The organism is Kribbella sandramycini, from assembly GCF_013131805.1.
In the GTDB taxonomy this organism is placed as follows: domain Bacteria; phylum Actinomycetota; class Actinomycetes; order Propionibacteriales; family Kribbellaceae; genus Kribbella; species Kribbella sandramycini.
Genome location: NZ_JABJRC010000012.1, coordinates 20,017 through 41,610 on the forward strand (window position 1 = coordinate 20,017; position 21,594 = coordinate 41,610).

16 protein-coding genes are annotated in these 21,594 nt (G+C 70.4%); 15 read left to right on the plus strand and 1 reads right to left on the minus strand.

Annotated elements, in window-relative coordinates; translation table 11 throughout:
- The first annotated feature begins 22 nt into the window (after positions 1-22).
- The 5 genes from aroC (at position 23) to HPO96_RS34490 (ending at position 4,335) form a co-directional block, all read left to right on the plus strand.
- Positions 23-1,228 (plus strand): chorismate synthase, encoded by a 1,206-nt coding sequence (aroC, locus tag HPO96_RS34470; protein ID WP_171678669.1) that lies wholly within the window; start codon positions 23-25, stop codon positions 1,226-1,228.
- The gene (locus HPO96_RS34475) at positions 1,225-1,725 is read left to right on the plus strand and encodes a shikimate kinase (RefSeq protein WP_171678670.1); all 501 of its coding nucleotides are present in this window, start codon (positions 1,225-1,227) and stop codon (positions 1,723-1,725) included. The genes aroC and HPO96_RS34475 overlap by 4 nt, the downstream gene beginning before the upstream one ends.
- Positions 1,722-2,822, plus strand: coding sequence for a 3-dehydroquinate synthase (gene aroB / locus HPO96_RS34480; protein WP_171678671.1), 1,101 nt, complete (start codon positions 1,722-1,724; stop codon positions 2,820-2,822). Before HPO96_RS34475 ends, aroB begins: the two co-directional genes overlap by 4 nt.
- A 117-nt stretch (positions 2,823-2,939) precedes the next feature.
- The gene (aroQ, locus tag HPO96_RS34485) at positions 2,940-3,377 is read left to right on the plus strand and encodes a type II 3-dehydroquinate dehydratase (protein ID WP_171678672.1); all 438 of its coding nucleotides are present in this window, start codon (positions 2,940-2,942) and stop codon (positions 3,375-3,377) included.
- 292 nt (positions 3,378-3,669) lie between these two features.
- Entirely contained in the window at positions 3,670-4,335 is a 666-nt protein-coding gene (locus HPO96_RS34490; RefSeq protein WP_171678673.1) for a helix-turn-helix transcriptional regulator, read from the plus strand.
- Positions 4,336-4,388: 53 nt separating this feature from the next.
- Here the strand turns inward: HPO96_RS34490 and HPO96_RS34495 are convergent, their stop codons facing one another.
- Positions 4,389-10,208 (minus strand): choice-of-anchor D domain-containing protein, encoded by a 5,820-nt coding sequence (locus HPO96_RS34495; RefSeq protein WP_171678674.1) that lies wholly within the window; start codon positions 10,206-10,208, stop codon positions 4,389-4,391.
- Between the two features lie 89 nt (positions 10,209-10,297).
- Here HPO96_RS34495 and HPO96_RS34500 point away from each other — a divergent pair, with 89 nt between their 5' ends.
- The 10 genes from HPO96_RS34500 to HPO96_RS34545 all read left to right on the plus strand — a co-directional run bounded on the left by HPO96_RS34500 (position 10,298) and on the right by HPO96_RS34545 (position 21,571).
- Positions 10,298-10,984, plus strand: coding sequence for a Pvc16 family protein (locus HPO96_RS34500; protein ID WP_171678675.1), 687 nt, complete (start codon positions 10,298-10,300; stop codon positions 10,982-10,984).
- Positions 10,981-12,981, plus strand: a complete 2,001-nt coding sequence (locus HPO96_RS34505) for an ATP-binding protein (RefSeq protein WP_171678676.1) — start codon at positions 10,981-10,983, stop codon at positions 12,979-12,981. Before HPO96_RS34500 ends, HPO96_RS34505 begins: the two co-directional genes overlap by 4 nt.
- Positions 12,982-13,110: 129 nt before the next feature.
- The gene (locus HPO96_RS34510; protein WP_171678677.1) at positions 13,111-14,667 is read left to right on the plus strand and encodes a phage tail sheath family protein; all 1,557 of its coding nucleotides are present in this window, start codon (positions 13,111-13,113) and stop codon (positions 14,665-14,667) included.
- A gap of 27 nt (positions 14,668-14,694) precedes the next feature.
- Positions 14,695-15,144, plus strand: a complete 450-nt coding sequence (locus HPO96_RS34515; protein WP_171678678.1) for a phage tail protein — start codon at positions 14,695-14,697, stop codon at positions 15,142-15,144.
- Positions 15,144-15,581: a hypothetical protein gene (locus tag HPO96_RS34520; RefSeq protein WP_171678679.1), complete on the plus strand. Its 438-nt coding sequence runs from the start codon at positions 15,144-15,146 to the stop codon at positions 15,579-15,581. Before HPO96_RS34515 ends, HPO96_RS34520 begins: the two co-directional genes overlap by 1 nt.
- Positions 15,527-15,736, plus strand: a complete 210-nt coding sequence (locus HPO96_RS34525; protein WP_171678648.1) for a DUF6760 family protein — start codon at positions 15,527-15,529, stop codon at positions 15,734-15,736. The genes HPO96_RS34520 and HPO96_RS34525 overlap by 55 nt, the downstream gene beginning before the upstream one ends.
- 2,090 nt (positions 15,737-17,826) lie before the next feature.
- Entirely contained in the window at positions 17,827-18,117 is a 291-nt protein-coding gene (locus HPO96_RS34530) for a hypothetical protein (RefSeq protein ID WP_171678680.1), read from the plus strand.
- A gap of 16 nt (positions 18,118-18,133) precedes the next feature.
- Entirely contained in the window at positions 18,134-18,571 is a 438-nt protein-coding gene (locus HPO96_RS34535; protein ID WP_171678681.1) for a phage tail protein, read from the plus strand.
- 452 nt (positions 18,572-19,023) lie between these two features.
- Positions 19,024-19,737 carry a LysM peptidoglycan-binding domain-containing protein gene (locus HPO96_RS34540; protein ID WP_171678682.1) on the plus strand — a complete coding sequence of 238 codons (714 nt, stop codon included), beginning with the start codon at positions 19,024-19,026 and terminating at the stop codon, positions 19,735-19,737.
- Between the two features lies 1 nt (position 19,738).
- On the plus strand, positions 19,739-21,571 hold the full coding sequence (locus tag HPO96_RS34545) for a VgrG-related protein (protein ID WP_171678683.1): 1,833 nt from the start codon (positions 19,739-19,741) through the stop codon (positions 21,569-21,571).
- Positions 21,572-21,594: the final 23 nt, after the last annotated feature.

The window sequence follows — 21,594 nt, forward strand, 5'->3', positions numbered from 1 at the left end:
GCGGGCGTGGGAGGATGGCGGCATGCTGCGCTGGCTCACCGCCGGCGAGTCGCACGGACAAGCGCTCGTCGCCGTACTCGAAGGTCTCCCCGCTGGGGTTCAGGTCACCACGGATGACGTGGCCGACGCGCTGGCGCGCCGCCGGCTCGGTTACGGCCGCGGCGCCCGGATGAAGTTCGAGCGGGACGAGGTGACCTTCCTCGGCGGCTTCCGGCACGGCGTGACGATGGGCAGCCCGGTCGCCATCCAGGTCGGTAACACCGAGTGGCCGAAGTGGCAGCAGGTGATGAGCGCGGATCCGGTCGATCCGGAGACGCTGGCCAACCTGGCCCGGAACGCCCCGCTGACCCGCCCGCGGCCCGGTCACGCCGACCTGGCCGGTATGCAGAAGTACGGTTTCGACGAGGCCCGCCCGGTGCTCGAGCGGGCCAGCGCGCGGGAGACCGCGGCGCGAGTCGCGCTCGGCGAGGTCGCGGCCCGTTTCCTCCGTCAGGCGTACGGCGTGACGATCGTCAGCCATGTCGTCGAGCTCGGCACGGTCAAGGCGCCGTACGGCGTGCTCCCGGCGTACGCCGACGTCGCGAAACTCGACGCGGACCCGGTCCGCTGCCTGGACGCCGACGCGAGTAAGCAGATGGTCGCCGAGATCGACGCGGCGCAGAAGGCCGGCGACACCCTCGGCGGTGTCGTCGAGGTCGTCGTCGACGGCCTCCCGCCCGGCCTCGGCAGCTACGTGCACTGGGACCGCCGCCTCGACTCCAAACTCGCCGGCGCCCTGATGGGTATCCAGGCGATCAAGGGCGTCGAGCTCGGCGACGGGTTCGAGCTGGCCCGGACGCCGGGCTCCAAGGCCCATGACGAGATCGTCGCCGAAGACGGCGCCGTCCGGCGGACGAGCGGCCGTTCCGGCGGCACCGAGGGCGGGATGAGCACCGGCGAGACGCTGCGGGTGCGCGCCGCGATGAAGCCGATCGCGACCGTGCCGCGGGCGCTGCGGACGATCGACACCAGCACGGGCGAGGCCGCGGCCGCGCACCACCAGCGCTCCGACGTCTGCGCCGTCCCGGCGGCCGGGATCGTCGCCGAGGCGATGGTGGCGCTGGTGCTGGCCGAGGTCGCGCTGGAGAAATTCGGCGGCGACTCGGTCACCGAGACGGCGCGCAACCACACGTCGTACCTGGCCGCGCTGCCGACGACGATCACACCGCGGGAGTGGACCGAGCAGTGAGCCCTGTCGTCGTCCTCGTCGGCCCGCCCGGATCGGGTAAGTCGACCATCGCCGCGCTGCTCGCCGAGCGCCTCCAGGTCCCGCACCGCGACACCGATCAGGACGTCGAAGCCGGCGCCGGCAAGGCGATCTCGGACATCTTCGTCGACTCCGGCGAAGCGCATTTCCGCGCGCTGGAGCGGGCCGCGATCGTGGCCGCGCTGGCCGGTGACGGCGAGGTCCTGTCGCTCGGCGGCGGCGCGATCCTGGACGCCGCGACCCGCGCCGACCTGATCGGCCACACCGTCGTCTTCCTGGACGTCTCGCTCGGCGAGGCCGCCAAGCGCGTCGGCCTGAGCGTCGCCCGGCCGCTGCTGCTCGGCAACGTGCGGACGCAGTTGCGCACGCTGATGGAGGCTCGCCGCCCGCTGTACGCCGAGGTCGCGAAACTCACCGTCGAGACCGACGGCAAGACCCCCGACGAGATCGCCACCGAGATCCAGGAGCAGCTCGGATGAGCGCGGAAACCACCCGGATCCGGGTCGACGCCGCGGCGCCGTACGACGTGGTGATCGGCCACAACCTGCTCGGCGAGCTGCCCGGGCTGCTGGGCGACGGCGTCCGGCGGGTCGCGGTGATCCACCCGCGGGCGCTGCGCTCGACCGGCGACGCGATCCGCGACGACCTGACCGGCTCGGGGTTCACGGCGCACGCGATCGAGATCCCGGACGCCGAGGAGGCCAAGTCGGCCGAGGTGCTCGCGTACTGCTGGACGGTGCTCGGCCAGGCCGGGTTCACCCGGTCGGACGCGATCGTCGCGGTCGGCGGCGGCACCACGACCGACCTCGGCGGATTCGTCGCCGCGACCTGGTTGCGCGGGGTCAAGTTCGTGACGATCCCGACCACGCTGCTCGGCATGGTCGACGCGGCGGTCGGCGGTAAGACCGGCATCAACACGGCCGAGGGCAAGAACCTGGTCGGCGCCTTCTGGGAGCCGGCCGGCGTGCTCTGCGACCTCGCCGCGCTCGAGACGCTGCCGCGCAACGACTACGTCAGCGGGCTGGCCGAGGTCGTGAAATGCGGTTTCATCGTCGACCCGGTCATCCTCGACCTGGTCGAGAAGGATCCGGCAGGCGCCTCGACTCCGGCGTACCCCGCGACCGCCGAGCTGATCGCCCGCTCGATCCAGGTCAAGGCCGACTCGGTCGGCGCCGATCTGCGCGAGCGGACGACGGTCGCCGGCGGCCAGATCGGCCGCGAGGTGCTCAACTACGGCCACACCCTCGGTCACGCGATCGAGCGCCTGGAGCGCTACAAGTGGCGGCACGGCGCGGCCATCAGCATCGGCATGGTCTTCGTCGCCGAGCTCGCCCGCGCGGCCGGCCGCCTCGACGACCCCACCGCCGACCGCCACCGCACCATCCTCGAGTCCCTCGGCCTGCCCACCACCTACCGAGCCGACGCCTGGTCCCACCTCCAGGACGCCATGAAACTCGACAAGAAAACCCGCGCCGACCGCCTCCGCTTCGTCATCCTCGACGCCCTCGCCAAACCCACCATCCTCGAAGCCCCCGACCCCACCCTCCTCCTAGCGGCGTACGGCGAAATCACCTGACGGTCGGTAACGACATGAGGTAGTCGCGCGGCAGCCCGGCCTCCGGTGCGCGTCCGGCGTGCGAAGGGGCTCCGTCGATGCCGACGTCATGTCCTTGCCGACGCTAGGGTGAGGGGTGTGACGGAGCGCGTGCTGGTGCTGAACGGGCCGAACTTGGGGCGGCTGGGGTCGCGGGAGCCGGAGAAGTACGGGTCGGCTACGTATGCCGAGGTTGCGGCGGAGTGTGTGCGGCTCGGGGGTGAGCTCGGGTTCGCGGTCGAGGTGCGGCAGACGGATGACGAGGCCGAGCTGGTCGGGTGGTTGCACGAGGCGGCGGACGGGAAGATTCCCGTCGTGCTGAACCCGGCGGCGTTCACCCATTACTCGTACGCGCTGCGCGACGCTTGCGCCCAGCGGACGGCGCCGCTGATCGAGATCCACCTGACGAACCCCGCCACCCGCGAGGAGTTCCGGCACACCAGCGTCGTGGCCGGGGTCGCCACCGGCACCATCGCGGGTTTCGGGCTGGACTCCTACCGCCTCGCCCTGCGCGCGCTCACCACCCTGCCTGCCTGATTCGCCGATTCCGGCACAACCAACCTGCCCGTTCGGGCATCAAGGTAGGTGACGGGCAGTTCCACACGTCCCGAACGGGATGTTTCAGCGCGTCGAAAGCCAAGAGATCGGGGTGAGACGCCGGTGAAATGCCGGTGCCGCACTCTAGGTGGCGGATCGTGCTACCGGCCGTCACCGGCTCTTAAGGCTGGCTGAAGGTGCAGGGGCACGATCGGAATCGACGATTTTGGGGGTTCGTGTGACTACGGATTCGATCCGTTCCGTTCAACAACGCTCTGGGGGAGTGACCAGTATGACGACGCAGCAACGTATTCCGGTCTGGGTGAAGGCACTTGACCCGCTGTCGCAGTTCGGGCTTGTGCACGCATTACGGCAACGACCGGAAATCGCCCTGATCAGTGACGCCGAGCTGACGGCACTGACAGCGCAATCGGATCAGCGCACCGCCCCGCCAGTGGTGGCGCTGATCGCAGTGGACGCCCTGGACGCCGGAGCGGTCCAGGTACTGCGTGCGGCCACGCAACGGGGGTGTCGCCGGACCGTGCTGATCGGCAGCACGATCGACGACGACGCACTGATGACAGCGGTCGAGCTGGGGGTGTCCGGAGTCCTGAGGCGGACCGAGGCGACAGCCGAGCGCATCGTGCATCTGCTGCAGACCGCCGCCGCCGGCGACGGGAGCCTGCCGGCTGATCTGCTGGGCCGGTTGCTCGGCCAGGTGTCGCGCATGCAGCGGCACGTGCTGGCACCGCGTGGGCTGTCCCACACCGGGCTGTCGGACCGGGAGACGCAAGTACTGCGTCTGGTCGCCGACGGCAAGGACACACAAGAGATCGCCCGGGAGCTTTCCTACTCGGAGCGGACGGTGAAGAACGTCCTCCACGACGTGACCAGCCGTCTGCAGCTGAAGAACCGCTCGCACGCAGTTGCTTACGCGCTGCGTGAGGGCCTGATCTGACCAACCTTCTACCCGCCGGCCCTCGCATCCGCGAGGGCCGGTTCCATTTGCGCTCACCACCGCAGTACAAAGTTCGGCGGCTGGTAGCTGAGCGGCATCACCAGCACTGGCTTGCTCTGCACCGGCAGCGGCACTCCGGGCACCGTCCCGGTCAGAACGCGCTGACCGAGTGAATCGCGACGGAAGATCAGCACAGCGGCCGTGAACTTCCCAGTCCGGTCGGCCACGGCCTGCTGGGTGCCCAGCCCGGTGTCCCAGCCCAGAACGACCGGCCGGCCCGGCGGGAAGTTCGTGCCGGTTGCGAGCACGATTTGCCCCGGCCGCGTCACCGGCGGGTCGACGACCAGTGTCGGAGCCAGCGTCGTCCCACTGACCTTCACTGGCACCGGGAACGGTGCCACGACGCCGGTGGTCGTTGCTGCGACCTGTACGACGCCGGCCCGCGCGCCAAGCAGCTGCGGCACGAAGCGGACCGCAATCGCACAGCTCTTGCCCGGCTGCAGCGCGGCACATGTCATCGTCGGCCGGAAGTCAGTCACGGCCGACACAGCCGACAGCGTCAGCGGAACGGTGCCCGTGTTCGTCACCACGACCGACTTCGGTGCACTCGCCGTACTCAGCACCTGTGGCCCGAACACCAGCGCCTGCGGTACGACGGTCATCGACGCGACCCCCGCGCCCGGCGTACCAGTCCCGGACAGCCCGACCGTGACAGCCGCCGGACTCTTGACCGCCGGGTCAGTGGACGCCGGAGTGAACACCACGCTGCCCTGACGCGCCCCGGCCGCTCGCGGCGCGAACGTCACCGGTACGTCGCAGCTTGCACCCGGCATCACCGTCGTACACGCCTCGAGCGTTGCTGCGAAGTCCGGGCTCTTCAACGCCGCAGTGATCGTCAGCGGCACATCACCCGTGTTCTGCAGCTTCACCGGCCGCTTCGACGACGACTTGCCTACCTCAGTCGCAGGAAAGACCAGAGTGCCCGGTACGACGCTGAATCGCGCAACCGGCGTCGCAGCGGTCCCCCTACCGGTCAGACCGACAGCCGCCGACGGACCGTCCAGATAACCCTGCTTGCTCGGCAACGTCAGGGTGCCGTGGGCCGGTCCACCCGCGGTCGGTGCGAAGCGGGCGTCGATCGTGCAGCTCTGTCCCCGGTGCAGCGTGCGCTGGCAGCGGTTGGCACCGGCAACGAACGGCGCGGCCGAAGCGGACGGCCCGGCGACGACCGGTCCGTTGCCAAGGTTCTTCACGACCATCTCGCGCGCACTCGACGACTTGCCGACCTGGACCGCGCCGAAGTCGACGGTCGTGGGCGTCACGGTCAGCTGTGCGAGCCGTCGCCGGACGAAGATGTCCCGCCGGCCGTCGTCCTCGGTGCCGGCCACCAGGTCGGAGGTCGAGGTGAAGGCGGTGAACGCGCCGTCTGCGCTCAGCGTCGGCGTCTGACTCGCGCCGTCCTCCAGCACCGCGCCCTCCTCGTTGACCGAGACGCGTTCGGTGAAGCGCTCTCCCGCGTTCTCGAAGTCCGGTTCGAGGTAGCGCACGTAGACGGCCTGCTCGTCGTTACCCGGTTCGGCGACCAGATCGGTGGCGGACGACGCGAAGCCGACCGTCGTCCCGTCGTCGGACAACGCCGGGCTGCGGCTCCAGCCGTTGCTGTCCTCGCCGGGCTTGGCCGCCGACGCCAGTACGGACTTGCCGCTCGGGATGTCCCGCACCCAGATCCGGCTCGGATGCGGCACCTGATCGGCAGCCGCCTGAGCGCCGCGCTTGGCCGACTCCGGCGGGCTGACGCCATCGGTGTGGAAGGCGACCCGGTCGCCCGTGGCCGACAAGGATGCCTCGCGAGCGTCGTCGGTACCGACCTTGCCATCGGCGAGCAGCGACACGAGTGCCAGTTGACCCGCGGTCCGATCCCGCCGATAGATCTGCGTCGTCGACGGCACCTCGGGGTCAGTGCTGAGCAGGGCGCCGGTGAACGCGAGATAGCGGCCGTCGGCCGACAGCGACGGCTCGTTGCCTATGACAACTGTCCCGCCACTGTCCTTGGTCGCGATTTCCGGCGTCTCCGCGAAGGTCGCGTCCCCAGCGGTGTCGGCGCGGGTCAGCACGACGTCCTGGTAGCTGTTCCCGACGAAGCGGAGCGGAGTCGTGTCGCCCGCGCCGCCCTTGATCAGGTACGCCGACGCGACGTCCACCGTGCTCGGCCGATAACCGACGTACGCCGTACAGCCGACACCCGCGGGCAGCATCTCGCCGTTCACACAGGCCCTGGCCTCGTTGGGATCGGCCTGCGCCGGAGTCACCATCGTGAAGTCGCAGCCGCCCAGCAGGTGCAGCTGGAAGCTGCGCTCCGCGGCGGGTACCCGGACCGCCAGGTACTTCGTGGTGCCGACCAGAGTGTCGTCGGCGTCGGCCACGATGTTCCCGCCGGTCGTCGTCGCCGTCGACGGGCTCGGTGCGCGCGCCGGCGGATCGATCGGCGTACAGTCCGCGGCCGCCTTGACCTTCGGCGCGCTCCGGAGGTGGACGCAGTTGTTGTTCGCGACCAGCGCGATCGCGCCCTGCGCCTCCGGTGTCGCGCCGTTCAGCCGCAGGACGCCGTTCCCCGGGCCGGCGCACGCGTCGTACTGGACGTCGACCGTGCAGGTCGCGTCCTTCGCGAGCTCACCGTCGCAGGTGGTCGCAGCGACCCAGAACCCGGAGCCGGTGTCGATCGACGGCTTGCTCGCGAACTTCACCGCCTTGTCCGCCGTGACATGCAGCTTCTTCGTCCCGCCCCCGTTCAGGTCGAGCAGCGTCCGGACGTTGTGCAGTTGGCCGTCGAACTCCTCCAGATGCAGGCCGAGCGCGAAGTCGGTCCGCGCGTCGAGCCGGGCCGGAATCGCGATCGTCCGCCCGTCCTGGGAGATGTCCGGCCGACAGGAGCGGTCCTGGTGGCCGAAGTAGCAGGGGCGCTGGTAGCGCAGGTCGGAGGCCGTTCCAGTGACCTGGCGGCTCCCGGCCGGCGAGGCGACGAAGGTGACGTCCGACCCCAACTCGTCCGCGTTGTACACGATGCGCGTCCCGTCCCCGGAGATGCGCGGCGGACCGACCTTGAAGTGCCGCCCGACTGTGCGGATCTCACTGGTCGCCTGGTCCCGCACGTTGATCTGCGTCGGCACCGAGTCGCCCGTCGCCGTCCGCGTCCGGTACGCCGTCAGCCGGCCCGAATCGCTGATCGCCGGATCGAGATGATCGGCGCTGTTCGTCGACACATGCCGCGTCTCACCCGCCACCCGCGCGTCACTCGCACCCCGGCCGCGCAAAGAGAGCGCTATCCCGTCCGACGCCGACGTACTTGCCTGTGGCAACGACCCGCTCGACGACCGGAGCCCGATCGCCGACGGCGTGAACTTCAGCAGGAACGTACAACTCTGCCCGGGATGAATCGTCGTCCGCGTGCACTGCTCCCCGGCCAGCGCGAACTGCTTGTCGTCGTAGATGTCGGCCCGGTCGTACCGCACCGCCGTCGTCCCGGTGTTCGTCACCGTGAACGGAACCGGCGCGGACGACGTCCCCACCTTGACCGTCCCGAAGTCCACCGGCTCCGGCGCCCCTACCGCAACGCCCCGCCGCTGCGACCAGTAGACGTCCGACTCGTCATCCGCATCGTTGAACTCGTCCACCCGATCATCACTCGCAAACGTCGCCAACGCTCCGTCCTGCGTCAACGAGACAAACCGATCCGCCCGCCCCGACCCACCGCCCGACGACCGAGCCGAAACCAGCTCGTTCACCCCACGCCCGCCGGCGAAGTCCTTCGTCAGATCCCGCCCGATCACCCGCCGCCCAGCCAACGCCCCGACGCCCAGATCATCGGCAGACGAGATGTACGCAACGGTGTGCCCGTCACCCGACAACTCCGGCGCCTCCGAGCCGCCCGAGGAGGCGGCCCCGGTGGGCGTGGACGAGGCGCGGATGCTCTTCTTGGCGATCAGATCGCGGACCCAGACCTGGTCGGACTCGTTGTCGCTCCGGTTCAGACCGAACGCGATCCGGCTCCCGTCGTCGGAGATGGAGGGCTCCCAGGCTGATCCCTCCAGAGCGCCGGCGCCGTTGAACGAGACCACCGTCGTCTCGCCGGGCTGGTAGGTCCGATCGCCCGCGGCATCGGTGTCGTGCACATAGATCTGGCTCGACCGGAAGAACGGGCGCGGGTCGCCGGCGGGCCGGCCCAGGTAGCTGGTCGAGGAGTAGCCGACCCAGCGGCCGTCGGCCGAGATCGTGGGCCCGCGACCGTCCATCGGTACGCCGTTCGCTCCCGTCGTGCTGATGATCTTCGCGGGTCCGAAGTTGCCCGAGGCACTCACATCGCGCCAGGCCGCGACGACGTCGCGGGCGGCGTGACCGCCGATCCGGGACACCGTGTCGCCGAGCCGGAAGGTGCCGGCGAACGGCTCCACCTCGGCGAAGTCGTACTCGACGTAGGCCCTGCAGTTCGTCTGCGGCGCGATCGGCTGGCCGGGCCGGCAGGTGTCGTCCGGCGCTCCGTCGGGGAGCACGAACTTCAGCCGGCAACCCGGTGAGCTGAGGGTCGGGATCAGCGGTACCGACCATTCGTTGCGGATCTGCAGCGCGCGGATGCCGGGCTGACCGGCGGTGATGGAGTTCAGGACGAACCACGGCTGCGGGTGACCGGGGCCGGACTCGTTCGACGGCTCGGGCAGCGGCAGCGGGCCCTGGTACTGGCTGGGCCCGGTGCAGTTCGCGGCCGCGGCGGCTCTGGGCGGGAACGCTGAGAGCCGCGGGCACTCGCCGCCGGCGGCCAGCCGGACCGCCGTCTGCCCAGGGGCCGCGGCGGCCGGGAACCGCAGTACGCCGCTCGACTCGACGGTGCAGTCGGTTCCCGTGTACTTCACCGTCGCCGAGCAGGACGCGTTCGGGCTCAGCGTGCCCGCGCAGGTACTGGAGAGCACGGTGAACTGCGAGTCGCCCTCGAGCACCGGCCCGGTGTCGGGGTAGACCATCGGCTGGCTGCTGACGTTCTGCACCGTGACCGTCGACTCGCCCGAGGTGTTGAACGCTCCGAAGTCCATGACCGGGTAGGTCCCACGGCTCGTGTTCGTGTTCGCGCCGTCGATGGTGACCTCGAGGTCGGGGGAGTCGATCGACTGGGTGACCGGGGCGACCAGGGTCGTGCCGTCGCGGGAGAGCTTGGGGGCGCACTCGGTGTCGTCGCCGTCGTTGCTGATCTCGCAGCTCGGGAACCGTTGGTAGGGCAGGTCGTTCGGGGCGCCGGTGACCGGCTTCAGGACCGGGGCGTCCGGCGTCCGCCGATTCACGACGTACAGCTGGGGTTCGTGCAGCGGGTCCGACCAGCCACTGCCGAAGCGGCCGCCGGCGAAGGCGATCAGGCCGGCATCGCCCGACATCGTCGGCATCGCCGCGCTCATGTCCTCCAGGCCGGGCAGCCGAATGGTCTGCTGCTCGTCGAGAGTGCGCAGGAAGATGCTCCGCGTCTCGCCGACCTCGGACTCGAACGCTGCCCAGCGGCCGTCGCTGCTGACGCTGGAGCGGTGCGCCGAGCCCTGGTTGGCGTCGGCCGAGACGAGGTGGACGATCGGCGGATCGCCGTCCGCGGCGGAGGCGTCACGGCCGAGGGTCAGCACGGCGAGGCCCGCCGTGAGGACGGCGGTGACGGTGATGATCGCGGTCGGGACACGCGGGATACGGCTCACGCCGTCCAGCAAACTCGCTGCGGCGGCCGGACGGCAGAGCGCGACGTGCGGCTCGGCGGGCAGCACCGCATGCCCGAGCGCGCATCCCGGCTCCTCGGCGCCGCGAGCTCTGGAAACGACATTCGGACTGGCTGCAGCCGATCCGGCCACGATGCTGCCTGAACGGGCAGCCCGGAGGGCCCTCGGTACGGCGCGTGCGCACCTGCCGGCGCCGTCGTCACCGAACCTACCGTGGCTGCGTGATCTCCGAAGCCGATGCCGCCCTCGCCGCGCTCCTGCGCCGCGAGCTGCTCGACGCCTCCCGGGTGCAGGTCGTCTTCGACCCGCCCACCAAGGAATGGGCAGCCAAGCGCAATGGCCCCGCGGTCAACCTGTTCCTCTACGACATCCGCGAGGACACCCGCCGCCGCTCCAGCGGCCTGGTCGCCCGCTTCAACACCGACGGCCGAGTCATCGCCCGCCAAACCCCGCCCCGCATCTTCCGCCTCTTCTACCTGCTGAGCGTCTGGGGCCAGCGCGCCGAGGACGAACACCGCCTCCTCGGCCAGCTTCTGGACACCCTGCTGACCCACGACCAAATCCCACCCGATCTGCTACCCGAGGCCCCTTCCCCCGTAGGCCTCTCCATCGGCCTGCCCCCCGAAGACGACCGCTCTTTCGCCGACGTCTGGTCCGCCCTCGGCGGCGAACTCCGCCCCTCCCTCGACGTAGTCCTCTCCCTCCCCATCGAAGCCGGCCACCCCACCCCCGCCGGTGCCCTCACCACCACCCCCCTCCACGTCGACCTCGCGGACCGAGAGAGAACACCAGAGAGCGCTCCCCGGGGTGTTTCCGAGCCGGCCGATCCGCCTGGCGGTTCCGGGTCGGGTAAATCGCCTGGCGACGCGGGGCGGCGACGTGGGCGGAAGCGGTCTGCGGGCGAATGAGCGCGCAGCTGCGGCATCTGCTGGGGCGGTTGAGCCTGGTGGAGGAGCGGGTTCGGGTGCTGGTGGAGTTGCGGCGGCGTACTGATCCGGCGCCGGATGATGCGTTCCGGGGGTTGTATCTCAGTCCGGCTGTGATTGACGGCATCCTGGAGGGGCGCCCGACCGCGCCGCCGGATCTGGCCGACCGGCTGGCCGAGCTCGAAGCCGCGGCTGATGCGGCCGAGGTCGACGGCTCGGTACTGCGACTGCGGCGGCTCGTGCACGCCTTCGAGCTGTCCGACCTCGACACCGAGATCCTGCTGACCGTCCTCGCACCAGACCTCGACGCCCGCTTCGAACAGCTCTATGGCTACCTCAACGACGACGTCTCACAGCGACGCGCGACCCCGCGGCTCATCTTCGACCTACTCGGCCTACCGCCCGCGGACCCGACCGCCCGCGGGCGGTTCGACCTCTCCGCGCCGCTGATCGCCGGCGGGCTGATCGAGATCGAGTCGCCGACCCGGCCGTTCCTCGGCCGCTCACTCCGGGTGCCCGACCCGGTCACGGCGTACCTCGTCGGCGGCCACGCGACCGAGCCGCTGCTGCTCGACACCACCCTGCCGGCGCCCCCGATCGTGTACGGCGACCTTGAGGAACAGATCGCCCGCGGACTCCAACCCGGCCGACCGGTCTACCTGCGCGAACGCCCCGGCAGCGCCGGCTCCGGCCTCGCCGCGGCCGCCTTCGCCAAACTCGGCCTCGGCGTCCTCGCGCTGGACCTGACCAAGCTGGCCAAGGACGTCGACCCGACCGCCTTCGCCCGGACGGCAGCCCGGCAAGCGCGCCTCCGCTCGTCCGGCCTGCTCGCCGGCCCAGTCGACTCCGCGCCGATCGACATCCTCCGGGCACTCGCGGCCGCGCCGGTCCAGGTCGTGCTGACCGGCGCCACGACCTGGGACCCAGCCTGGGCAGCCGTCGTACCGGCAACCCTGGACGCTCCCGCCCTGACCGAATCGCAACGCGCCGCGCTCTGGCAAACCGTGTTGCCCACGGCAACACCCGGCCTCGACCCGGCCGCCGAGACCGCGACCTTCCGGCTCGGCGTCGACCAGATCGCCCGGACGGCGGCGGCCGCGACCACTCGCGCCGAGGTGGACGGCGTACTGGTCAGCGGCGCCGTCCTGCGCGCCGGAGCGCGCTCTCAGAACGGCGCCGGTCTCGAACGCCTCGCCCGCCGGATCGAGCCCGCCGTCACCTGGCATGATCTCGTGCTGCCCGGCGAACCGCTCGATCGCCTGCGTGAGCTGGCGATCCGGGCCAGGCACCGCGAACAGGTGATCCGCGGCTGGGGGATGCGCCCGGGCGGCGGCCGCGGCGCCGGGGTGTCGGCGTTGTTCACCGGCGAGTCCGGAACGGGGAAAACGCTCTCGGCCGAAGTGATCGCCGCCGAGCTCGGTGTCGATCTGTACGTCGTCGATCTCGCCACCGTTGTCGACAAGTACATCGGCGAGACCGAGAAGAACCTCGAACGCATCTTCACCGAGGCGACCCGGGTCAACGGCGTCCTGCTGTTCGACGAGGCCGACGCGATCTTCGGCAAACGCTCCGAGGTCTCCGACGCGCGCGACCGGTACGCGAACGTGGAGGTCGCCTACCTGCTGCAGCGGATGGAGAGCTTCGACGGGCTGGCGATCCTGACCACCAACCTGCGCGCGAACCTCGACGAGGCGTTCAGCCGCCGGCTCGACCTGATCATCCACTTCCCGCAACCGGCCGAGCCCGAACGTCTCCGTCTCTGGGACCGCTGCCTCGGCCGCGCAGTACCCCGCGACCCCACCCTCGACGTGACCGCCGCGGCGCGCTTCGAGCTCTCCGGCGGCGACATCCGCTCCGCCGCCGTCACCGCCGCCTACTCCGCAGCCGCCGAAGCACGGCCGGTCACGTCGACAGACCTGCTCACTGCCATCGACCGCGAGTACACCAAACTCGGCCGTCTCCCACCCGCCACTCCCTGACTGCCGCACCCGCTGCTGCCCTTAGGTACACGGCATCCTTCCCCCGGCCTCGTCCGGGTGGACGTACCGGGGAGCGCTCTCTGGGGTGAGGCTGGACGGCGAGAACCGGACAATCCTGAAGGAGTGACGATGCCGACCTACCTGTCGCCCGGCGTGTACGTCGAGGAGGTGGAGGCCGGGCAGCGGCCGATCGAAGGGGTCGGCACCGCGGTCGCCGCGTTCGTCGGCTTCGCGGCGAAGGGCCCGCTGAACACCCCGACGCTGATCACCAACTGGACGCAGTTCACGCAGACCTTCGGGGACTTCGTCGAGGGCTCGTACCTGGCGCACGCGGTCTTCGGCTACATCCAGAACGGCGGCTCGGCGGCGTACATCATCCGGATCGGCGGCGAGTCGGCCGGGAACGGGCAGGCCGTCAAGGAGCTGCCGGCGGGACCGCCGCAGACCACCCTCGGCCACTACAAGGTGGTCGCGATCGAGAGCCCGAACGGCAAGAGCCCCGACGTCACCGTCGAGGTCGGAGAGAGCAGCACGGAGAGCGCTCCCGAGGGCGCGATCAAACTGACCGTCCGGGCGAACGGACGGCCGACCGAGGAGTACGACCCCGTCGTACCGGACCGCCGCGCCGACAAGGCGAACAACGTCGCCACCGTCGTGAACGCGAAGTCCAAACTGGTCAAACTCGAGGAGCTGGCCCAGTCGGCCGTGCTGGAGCCGGTTGCCAAGGGCAAGAAGTCGCTGGTGGCGCCGCCGTCCGCGGTCGCGACCGGCGCCGGCGTGGGCGCCGCGGACTACGTCGGCGACGTCGCCGAGCGGACCGGGTTCTCCGGGCTGGAGGCGATCGACGAGGTGACGATCGTCGCGGTGCCGGACCTGATGAGCGCCTATCAGAACGGCGCGATCGACCTGGAGACCGTGCACGCCGTCCAGCAGTCCGTGATCACGCACTGCGAGCTGATGGGCAACCGGATGGCGATCCTCGACCCGCCGCCCGGGCTGAACGCCCAGCAGATCAAGGACTGGCGGCTGAACCAGGCCGGGCACGACTCGAAGTACGCCGCCTTGTACTGGCCGTGGGCCAAGACGTTCGACCCGGCGTCCGGGCGGAACATCCTGGTCCCGCCGTCCGGGCACGCGGCCGGGATCTGGGCACGCACCGACGAGTCGCGCGGCGTCCACAAAGCTCCGGCGAACGAGGTCGTCCGCGGCGCGATCGCGCTCGAGACCACGATCACCAAAGCTGAGCACGACCTGCTGAACCCGATCGGAGTGAACGCTCTCCGGGCGTTCCCGGGGCGCGGCATCCGGGTGTGGGGCGCGCGGACGCTCGCGTCGGATCCGGCCTGGCGCTACATCAACGTCCGCCGGCTGTTCAACTACCTGGAGGAGTCGATCCTCAACGGCACCCAGTGGGTGGTGTTCGAGCCGAACGACGACGCGCTCTGGGCGCGGATCCGGCGGACGATCAGCGCCTTCCTGGTGAACGAGTGGCGCAAGGGCGCGCTGTTCGGGCTGACGGCCGAGGAGGCGTTCTACGTCAAGTGCGACCGCGAGACCAACCCGGCCGAGGCGATCGACGCCGGTCAGGTGACTTGCCAGATCGGGATCGCGCCGGTCAAACCCGCCGAGTTCGTCGTCTTCCAGCTGTCCCAGTTCTCGGGCGGCGCCAGCCTCGTCAACGAGTAACCACCCTAGAGAGAAGAGGAGAGGCTCATGCCGCTCGCCGATGCCATGGACATGGCGACCGCGTACTCGTTCAGCGTGTCGATCGACGGGGTCGAAGTGCCTTATGTCATGGAGGTCTCGGGCCTGAAGGCCGAGGTCGACAAGGTCACCTACAACGAGCAGTCCAAGGACGGGAAGTTCATCGCCCGCCAGGTGATGGGCCGGATGAAGACCGGCGAGTTCAAGGTCAAGCGCGGCCTGACGGACTCCAAGACCGTCACCGACTGGCTGAAGTCCGTCATGCAGGGCGATATCAAGGGCGCCCGCAAGACCGCCGAGGTCTGCATCTACACCTCCGACGGCCAGCCGCTGAAGCGGCTGAACTTCCGCAACTGCTGGATCAAGGACGTCGAACTCGGCGGCACCCTCAAAGCCGGCTCGACCGAGGCCCTGACCGAGCAGTTCACCGTCTGCTGGGACGAGATGGAGTACGCGTGATGCGGCGCGCCAACCCCCAGACCCTGGTGGCGGACGCGGCTCCCACCGAGCCCGCGCCCGCCCCGGCCCTGCGCACCGAGTTCGACTTCGAGCTCCCGCGCGGGTTCGTCGACGCGGACGGCGTCCTGCACAGATCCGGCCGCATGCGGCTGGCGACCGCGCGCGACGAGCTCCTGCCGCTGTACGACGCGCGCGTCCAGGAGAACCCGGCGTTCACCACCGTCGTCCTGCTCGCCCGCGTGATCACCCGGCTCGGCGACCTGACCCGCATCGACGCCCAGCTCGTCGAGAACATGTTCGCCTCCGACGTCGCCTTCCTGCAGGACCTCTACCGCCGCATCAACTCCGAGGGCCACACCCGCGCCGCCGTCACCTGCCCGTCGTGCGAGCAATCCTTCGCCGTCGACATCGCCGGTGGCCGCCTGGGGGAATCCTGACGTACGCGACCGACCGCCTGCACGAGGAGATCGCGTACATCGCCTACCACTTCCACTGGCCGCTCGACCAGATCCTCGACCTCGAACACCCCCAGCGCCACACCTACCTCACCCAGATCTCCACCATCAACCGCCGCATCACCGAAGGAACCTGATGCCAGGCCAACTAGCCCAAGGAACCCCAGCCACCCTCCGCCCGCCCACCGGCGACTGGATCCCCTCCTGGCGCACCCCCACCTTCACCGGCCCGATGGCACACCACCTGACCCCGACCGCCCCCGCCGGCCTCCTCACCAACCTCGCCACCCCAGCCCACCCCCACTCCCACGCCGACACCACCCCACTCGACGTCCGCCCCCGCACCCCCCTCCCCGGAGCCAACCCACTCACCCGCCTCCTCCAAGCCGCCCGCAACGCCTTCACCCCGACGACCGCTCCACCGCCGGAGGCCCCCGCGACTCCGACATCGCCCTACGAGCCGACATACGCCGAACTCCTCGCCGCGACACCGGCCGACCTACCCCACGACGCCGGCCGGACAAGCTCTGTAGGTACGGACTCCGCCGACCGATCACCCACTGATCTCTCGGCGTCCGATCGATTGCCCTTAGCAACCAGCCCTGCGGAACCGCGTAGAGCGCTCTCCGTCCCAACGCTTCAGGGTCTGCTGCCGCTCGACACCGCCGACGCCACCTCGACGCCCCGCTCCACCATCGCGGACGCCGCCTCGACAGCCGACCTTGACGTCGCAGGCCCCGTCGCACTCGCTCTGCCGGCCGTCGTCCCCAGCGCGCCCGCTGATACCGCGCCGGAGACAGCCGTCGACGGACCAGCCCTTGCCATGACTGCGGCGTCCTCTCAACCCGCCGGCCCGACGGCTCCACCGCTCCCGCCCGCAGGCCCCTCCCGCCGCCGAGCCGGCCTAGGCGCCCCGCTCTCCGGCCCGCTCCCGATTCAATCTCTACCCGTGGTCACCGCCCCCACGCCCTCCCGCGCAACCGCTGAGCCCATTGCCAAGAGCAACCAACTGTTCCCCGCCAGCCCGGTCGTCGCAGGTGCCTTCCAAGACCCGCCAGAGCTCGGCGCCACTGTTCCCCTCCTCGGCAACCGCTCCCTGACCACCGACCTCACCGACCTCCTCCCACCACCCGCCACCCCCACACCCGCCCAACCCGTCACCTACCTCCCGCCCCACGCCGTCGACACCAACGGCCCCACCCACGACACCGGAGCCACAGCCCACCCGGCCCGCAGCGCCAGCACCCGAGCCACCACCCCAAGCCCCAGCAGCCCGACCACGCACGCCGTCCGCACGCCAGCCGACAGACCGGCCGCACACACAGGCGGCCCCGAACACGCAGTCCGCTCACCAACCAGCGGACCGGCCGCCCACGCAGTCGACACCCCAGCCAACAGTCCGACCATCCGCGCAGTCGGCGCCCCAGCCAACGGCCCGACCGTGCGCGTCGGCGGCACCGCCCAAGCAATCGACACCCGAGCCAACAGCCTGACTACCCGCACCGGAGGCACCGCCCAAGCAGTCCACGCCCCAGCCAACAGGCCGACCGCGCACGTCGGAGGCACCACCCATGCAGTCCACTCTCGCGCCAACAGGTCAACCGCCGACGTCAGACGCTCCTCGCAGGCAGCCCGCCCGCTAGCCGACAGGTCGGCCGTGCACCCCGGAGACACCGTGCAGGTACTCCGCCCACTCGCTGACTTGCCTACTGCCTTCGCCGGAGCTGCTGACCGAGCAGTCCGTTCACCGGCCAGCGGGCCGACTGCATACCCCGGAGGTGCGGTCCAGACAGGCGGGAGTGCTGGTGCCGGGCCGCGCGGCGCATACGCCGGAGGCACTCGGTCTGACACTGGTGTGGCAACTCGAATGCTCGACGCGTACGCCCCCACATGGAGCACCGATACCGGAGGTGCTGGCTGGGCGGACGTCGGTGCTTATGCCGGACGTCCGGCAGGCGCTGGGTTGGGCCGCGATGCAGGCGGGTTGGGGTACGGCGTGTTGGGTGCTTATGCCGGAGGTGCGGCGAGCCCTCATGCCGCAGGTGTTGGCGGGGCGAGCGGTGGCACAGATGTCGGCGGTTCGGCTGTCGGTTGGTTGGAGACACACGCCGGTGGGGACGGCGGGGGAGTGGCCGGCGGCCGGCTTGGGGTGGGTGCCGCGGGCGGGCCGACGAGTGCGGGTGTCGGCGTACCGCTCGCGGTGGCCCGGCCCGCAGTTGAGGGCAGTTTGATTGAGAGCGTACGAGCGGACGACGGTGCGACGTCCGTCGAAATCCCGTCCACCCCGTCCACCCCGTCGGCGCCGTCCACGCCGTCCGCCCCGGCTGTCGGGCTGCCTGCGGCCGCCGCGGCGCCTTCGGTGGTGGCGGGAACGGGCGTGGGGAACGGGGGAGCGCTCTCTGCGGCGGAGGTGGACGGGTTGGCGCGGCGGTTGTACGAGCCGATCGCGCGGCGGTTGCGGGCCGAGTTGGTGGTGGATCGAGACCGGACCGGGACGCTCATGGACCGGCCGTGGTGAGGGGAAGGAGTTGGGGATGAGCGGGGTCGAGTTGATGCCGGCGGTGGGGGTCCGGTTTCTGGTGCAGGTGGACAGCGTGGACCTGGGGTTGTTCACGAGCTGCGAGGGGCTGGGGGTGGAGGTCGTCGTTGAGCAGCGGAACGAGGGTGGGAACAACGCTTACCTCGTGCAGATCCCGTCGCGGCTGAAGTTCCCGAACATCAAGCTCACCCGCCCGTTGACCCGGGAGACCGAGCGGGTCGCGAAGTGGATCTCGGGGCTGGCGTCCGGCGTCCAGCGGCGGACCGGTCAGATCACGGCGATGACCTCCGACGGGACGGTGGTCGCGCGGTGGGGGCTGATCGACGTCATCCCCGTGCGCTGGACCGGGCCGACCTTCGCCAAAGGCCCCGCCGACGCCCTCACCGAGACCATCGAGATAGCCCACCACGGTTTCATCGACACCGGCGTCTAACCCTTGCAATCAACCTTGTACAAGAGATCTTGTCTAATCGCCGGGAGTCGCGTCCCTGGAAAGGAAAGCCAAGGGCGAGCTGGTGGGCTGCAGGGGTGATGCGCGGCTGGTTCGGCCTGCAGACGGAATCCGGCCGGCGTCCGCTCCAGGGCCGCGGCATGTTCGCCGCCAGACCGAGCCGGACCGCGAGCGCGCGGCTGAGCGGCTGCCGGACCGGAACCGGTACGCCGGACGGGCGTCACCAGCTCAGCTGGACCGAGCACGTCGATGTGCAGAAGCGGCTGGACCGTCGCTCTCACCCCCAGTGGAGAAACGTCGTGGAACTCCGTGCCCTTTCGGGAAGAGCGTAGGTCCCTCGGTGCGGCGCTGGCGCACCTGCCCGCGCGGCGGAGCGCTCCCTAGCCTCGACAGCAAGGCCCGGAAGGACAGCCCGGCCGGTCGACGAGGGGCGGGTGAGTGCGGTGACGCGGGGGAATCTGGCCAAGGCCTACCTGGAGATTCACGAGGCGATGCCGAACAAGGGCGCGGGTGCGGCGCTCGGGGCGTCCAGGGGTGCCATCGCGTTCCAGTTCAACCCCAATGAACTGACTGTTCGCAAGGCCGCGAAGTGGAACAGCGAGCCGGGCCGCGGTGCGAAGAAGGCCGCGCCGCCGGAGTTCCAGGGGCCGGAGCCCGGCAAGCTGACCGTGGAGATGTTCTTCGACGCGACCGACACGATGAACGACGCCGTCGTGAAAGCTGTGAAAGCGCTCTTCGAGTGTTGCGCGCCGACCGACACCAGCATGGGCAAGAACAAGCCGGTCCCGCCGCTGGTCGTCTTCCACTGGGGCGCGCTGGACTTCTTCCCGAGCTTCATCACCTCGGTGACCGCGAAGTACACGCTCTTCACCCCCGAAGGCACCCCGGTCCGCGCGACCTGCACGGTCGATCTCCAGGAGATGCCGGCGCAGACGGCCAAGCAGAACCCGACGTCGGGCAGCCTGACCGCGCGCCGTACGCATGTCCTGCTGGAAGGCGAGTCGCTGGCAACGGTCGCGTACGCCGAGTACGGCGATCCGGCCATGTGGCGGCCGTTGGCCCGGGCCAACGACATCGACGACCCGCTGCGGCTGACGCCGGGCAGCACGCTGCTGCTCCCGGCGGCGGACGAGCTGCTGGCGGGCTGAGATGGCCAACGCCAACGTCGCCAGCACGCTCGGGATCAGCGTCGCCGGGGGAGCGCTCTCCGAGGATCTTCTCGCGCTCGTCGCCGGCGCCTGGGTCGACGACAACCTGCACCTGCCGGACATGTTCACACTGCGCTTCCGGGACCCGGACCGGCTGGTGCTGGCGAAGGCGCAGCTCGCGATCGGCGTCGAGGTCAAGCTGTCCGTGCACGCGCTGCAGGAGAGCGCTCCCCGCGATCTTCTCACCGGTGAGGTGACCGCGCTCGAGGTCGAGGTCGACGGCACCGGCACGTTCACCGTCGTCCGCGGGTACGACGCCGCGCACCGGATGCTGCGTGGGACGCGGAGCATGACCTACCAGCAGTCGACGATCAGCGACATCGTCCAGAAAGTTGCCAAACGCAACGGAATCCGGACGGCGACCATCGACTCGACCGGAACCGTGCACGAGCTGATCAGCCAGGCGAACCAGACCGACTGGGATTTCCTGCGGCAGTTGGCCGACAACGTGGGCTACCACCTCGCCGTCGAGAACAAGTCGCTGAGCTTCACCAAGCCGGTCGACGCCGCGACCGCGCCGAACGGATCCGACGGCACTCAGCCGCAGACCCTCGAACTCGGAGCCGATCTGCTCCGGCTCCGCACCGCGGTCACGGCCGCCGGTCAAGTGCCGTCGGTCGAGGTGCGCGGCTGGGACGACGCGGGTCAGCGTGCGGTCTCGGCGTCCGCGCCGGTTCGGACCAGGTCGGCCGAGATCGGCGCGACGCCGGCCGAGCTGGCCGGTTCGTTCGGCGCGCCGCCCTGGGTCGTGACGCACGTCCCGCACCGGACCCAGGCCACTGCCGAGGCGGCGGCCAAGGCGCTGGCCGAGCGCATCGCCGGGACGTTCGCCGAGCTCGAAGGTGTCTGCCGCGGCAACCCCAACCTGCACGCCGGCACGGCGATAGCCCTGAGCAACCTCGGAGCGCCGTTCGACGGCAAGTACACGCTCTCTCGGGTTCGGCACGTTTTCGACCCGGACAGCGGGTACACGACGCTGATCTCGGTCACCGGCCAGCAGGACCGCTCGATGCTCGGCCTCGGCGGGACGCCCGGCAGTCAGCGGCACGGCATCGTCACCGGCGTCGTCACCGATATCAAGGACCCCGATCAGCTCGGCCGGGTGAAGGTCCGGCTGCCCTGGATGCATGACGACTTCGGCACCACCTGGTCGCGCGTCGTCCAGGCCGGCGCCGGCAGCAACCGGGGAGCGATGGTGATCCCCGAGGTGAACGACGAAGTCCTGGTCGCGTTCGACCACGGTGACATCGACGCGCCGTACGTGCTGGGCGGTCTCTACAGCGCGAAGAACCAGCCGTACGCCGGGCAGACGGCGACTGTGGACGCCGGGGCGGGTCAGGTCAGCCGGCGGGCGCTGGTCAGCCGGACCGGCCACTCGCTCGAACTCCTCGAAGCCGCCGCCCAGAACGGCATCTGGCTGCAGACCGGCGACGGCAAACTCAAGGTGTCGATGGACGCCGGGCAAGGCCCGCTGATCACCGTGCACAGCGACGGCCGGGTCGTGATCGAGGCCAAGGACGGGATCGACATCAAGGCGGAGACGGGCGCGGTGCAGATCACCGGCGGCGACAAGATCGCGCTCTCCGCGCGTTCCGGGATCACCCTGGATGGCGGGGCCGGGAACGTCGACGTCAAGGGCGTCAAGGTCGCCTTGCAGGGCACGGCGGAGGCGACGCTGTCGGCCGCGAAGGTCGGGGTCAGCGGCCAGGCCGCGGCCGAGATCAGCGGCGGCGCCGCGCTGACGCTGCAGGCCGCCCTCGTGAAGATCAACTGAGCCGGTGCCGATCAAGTGGAGGG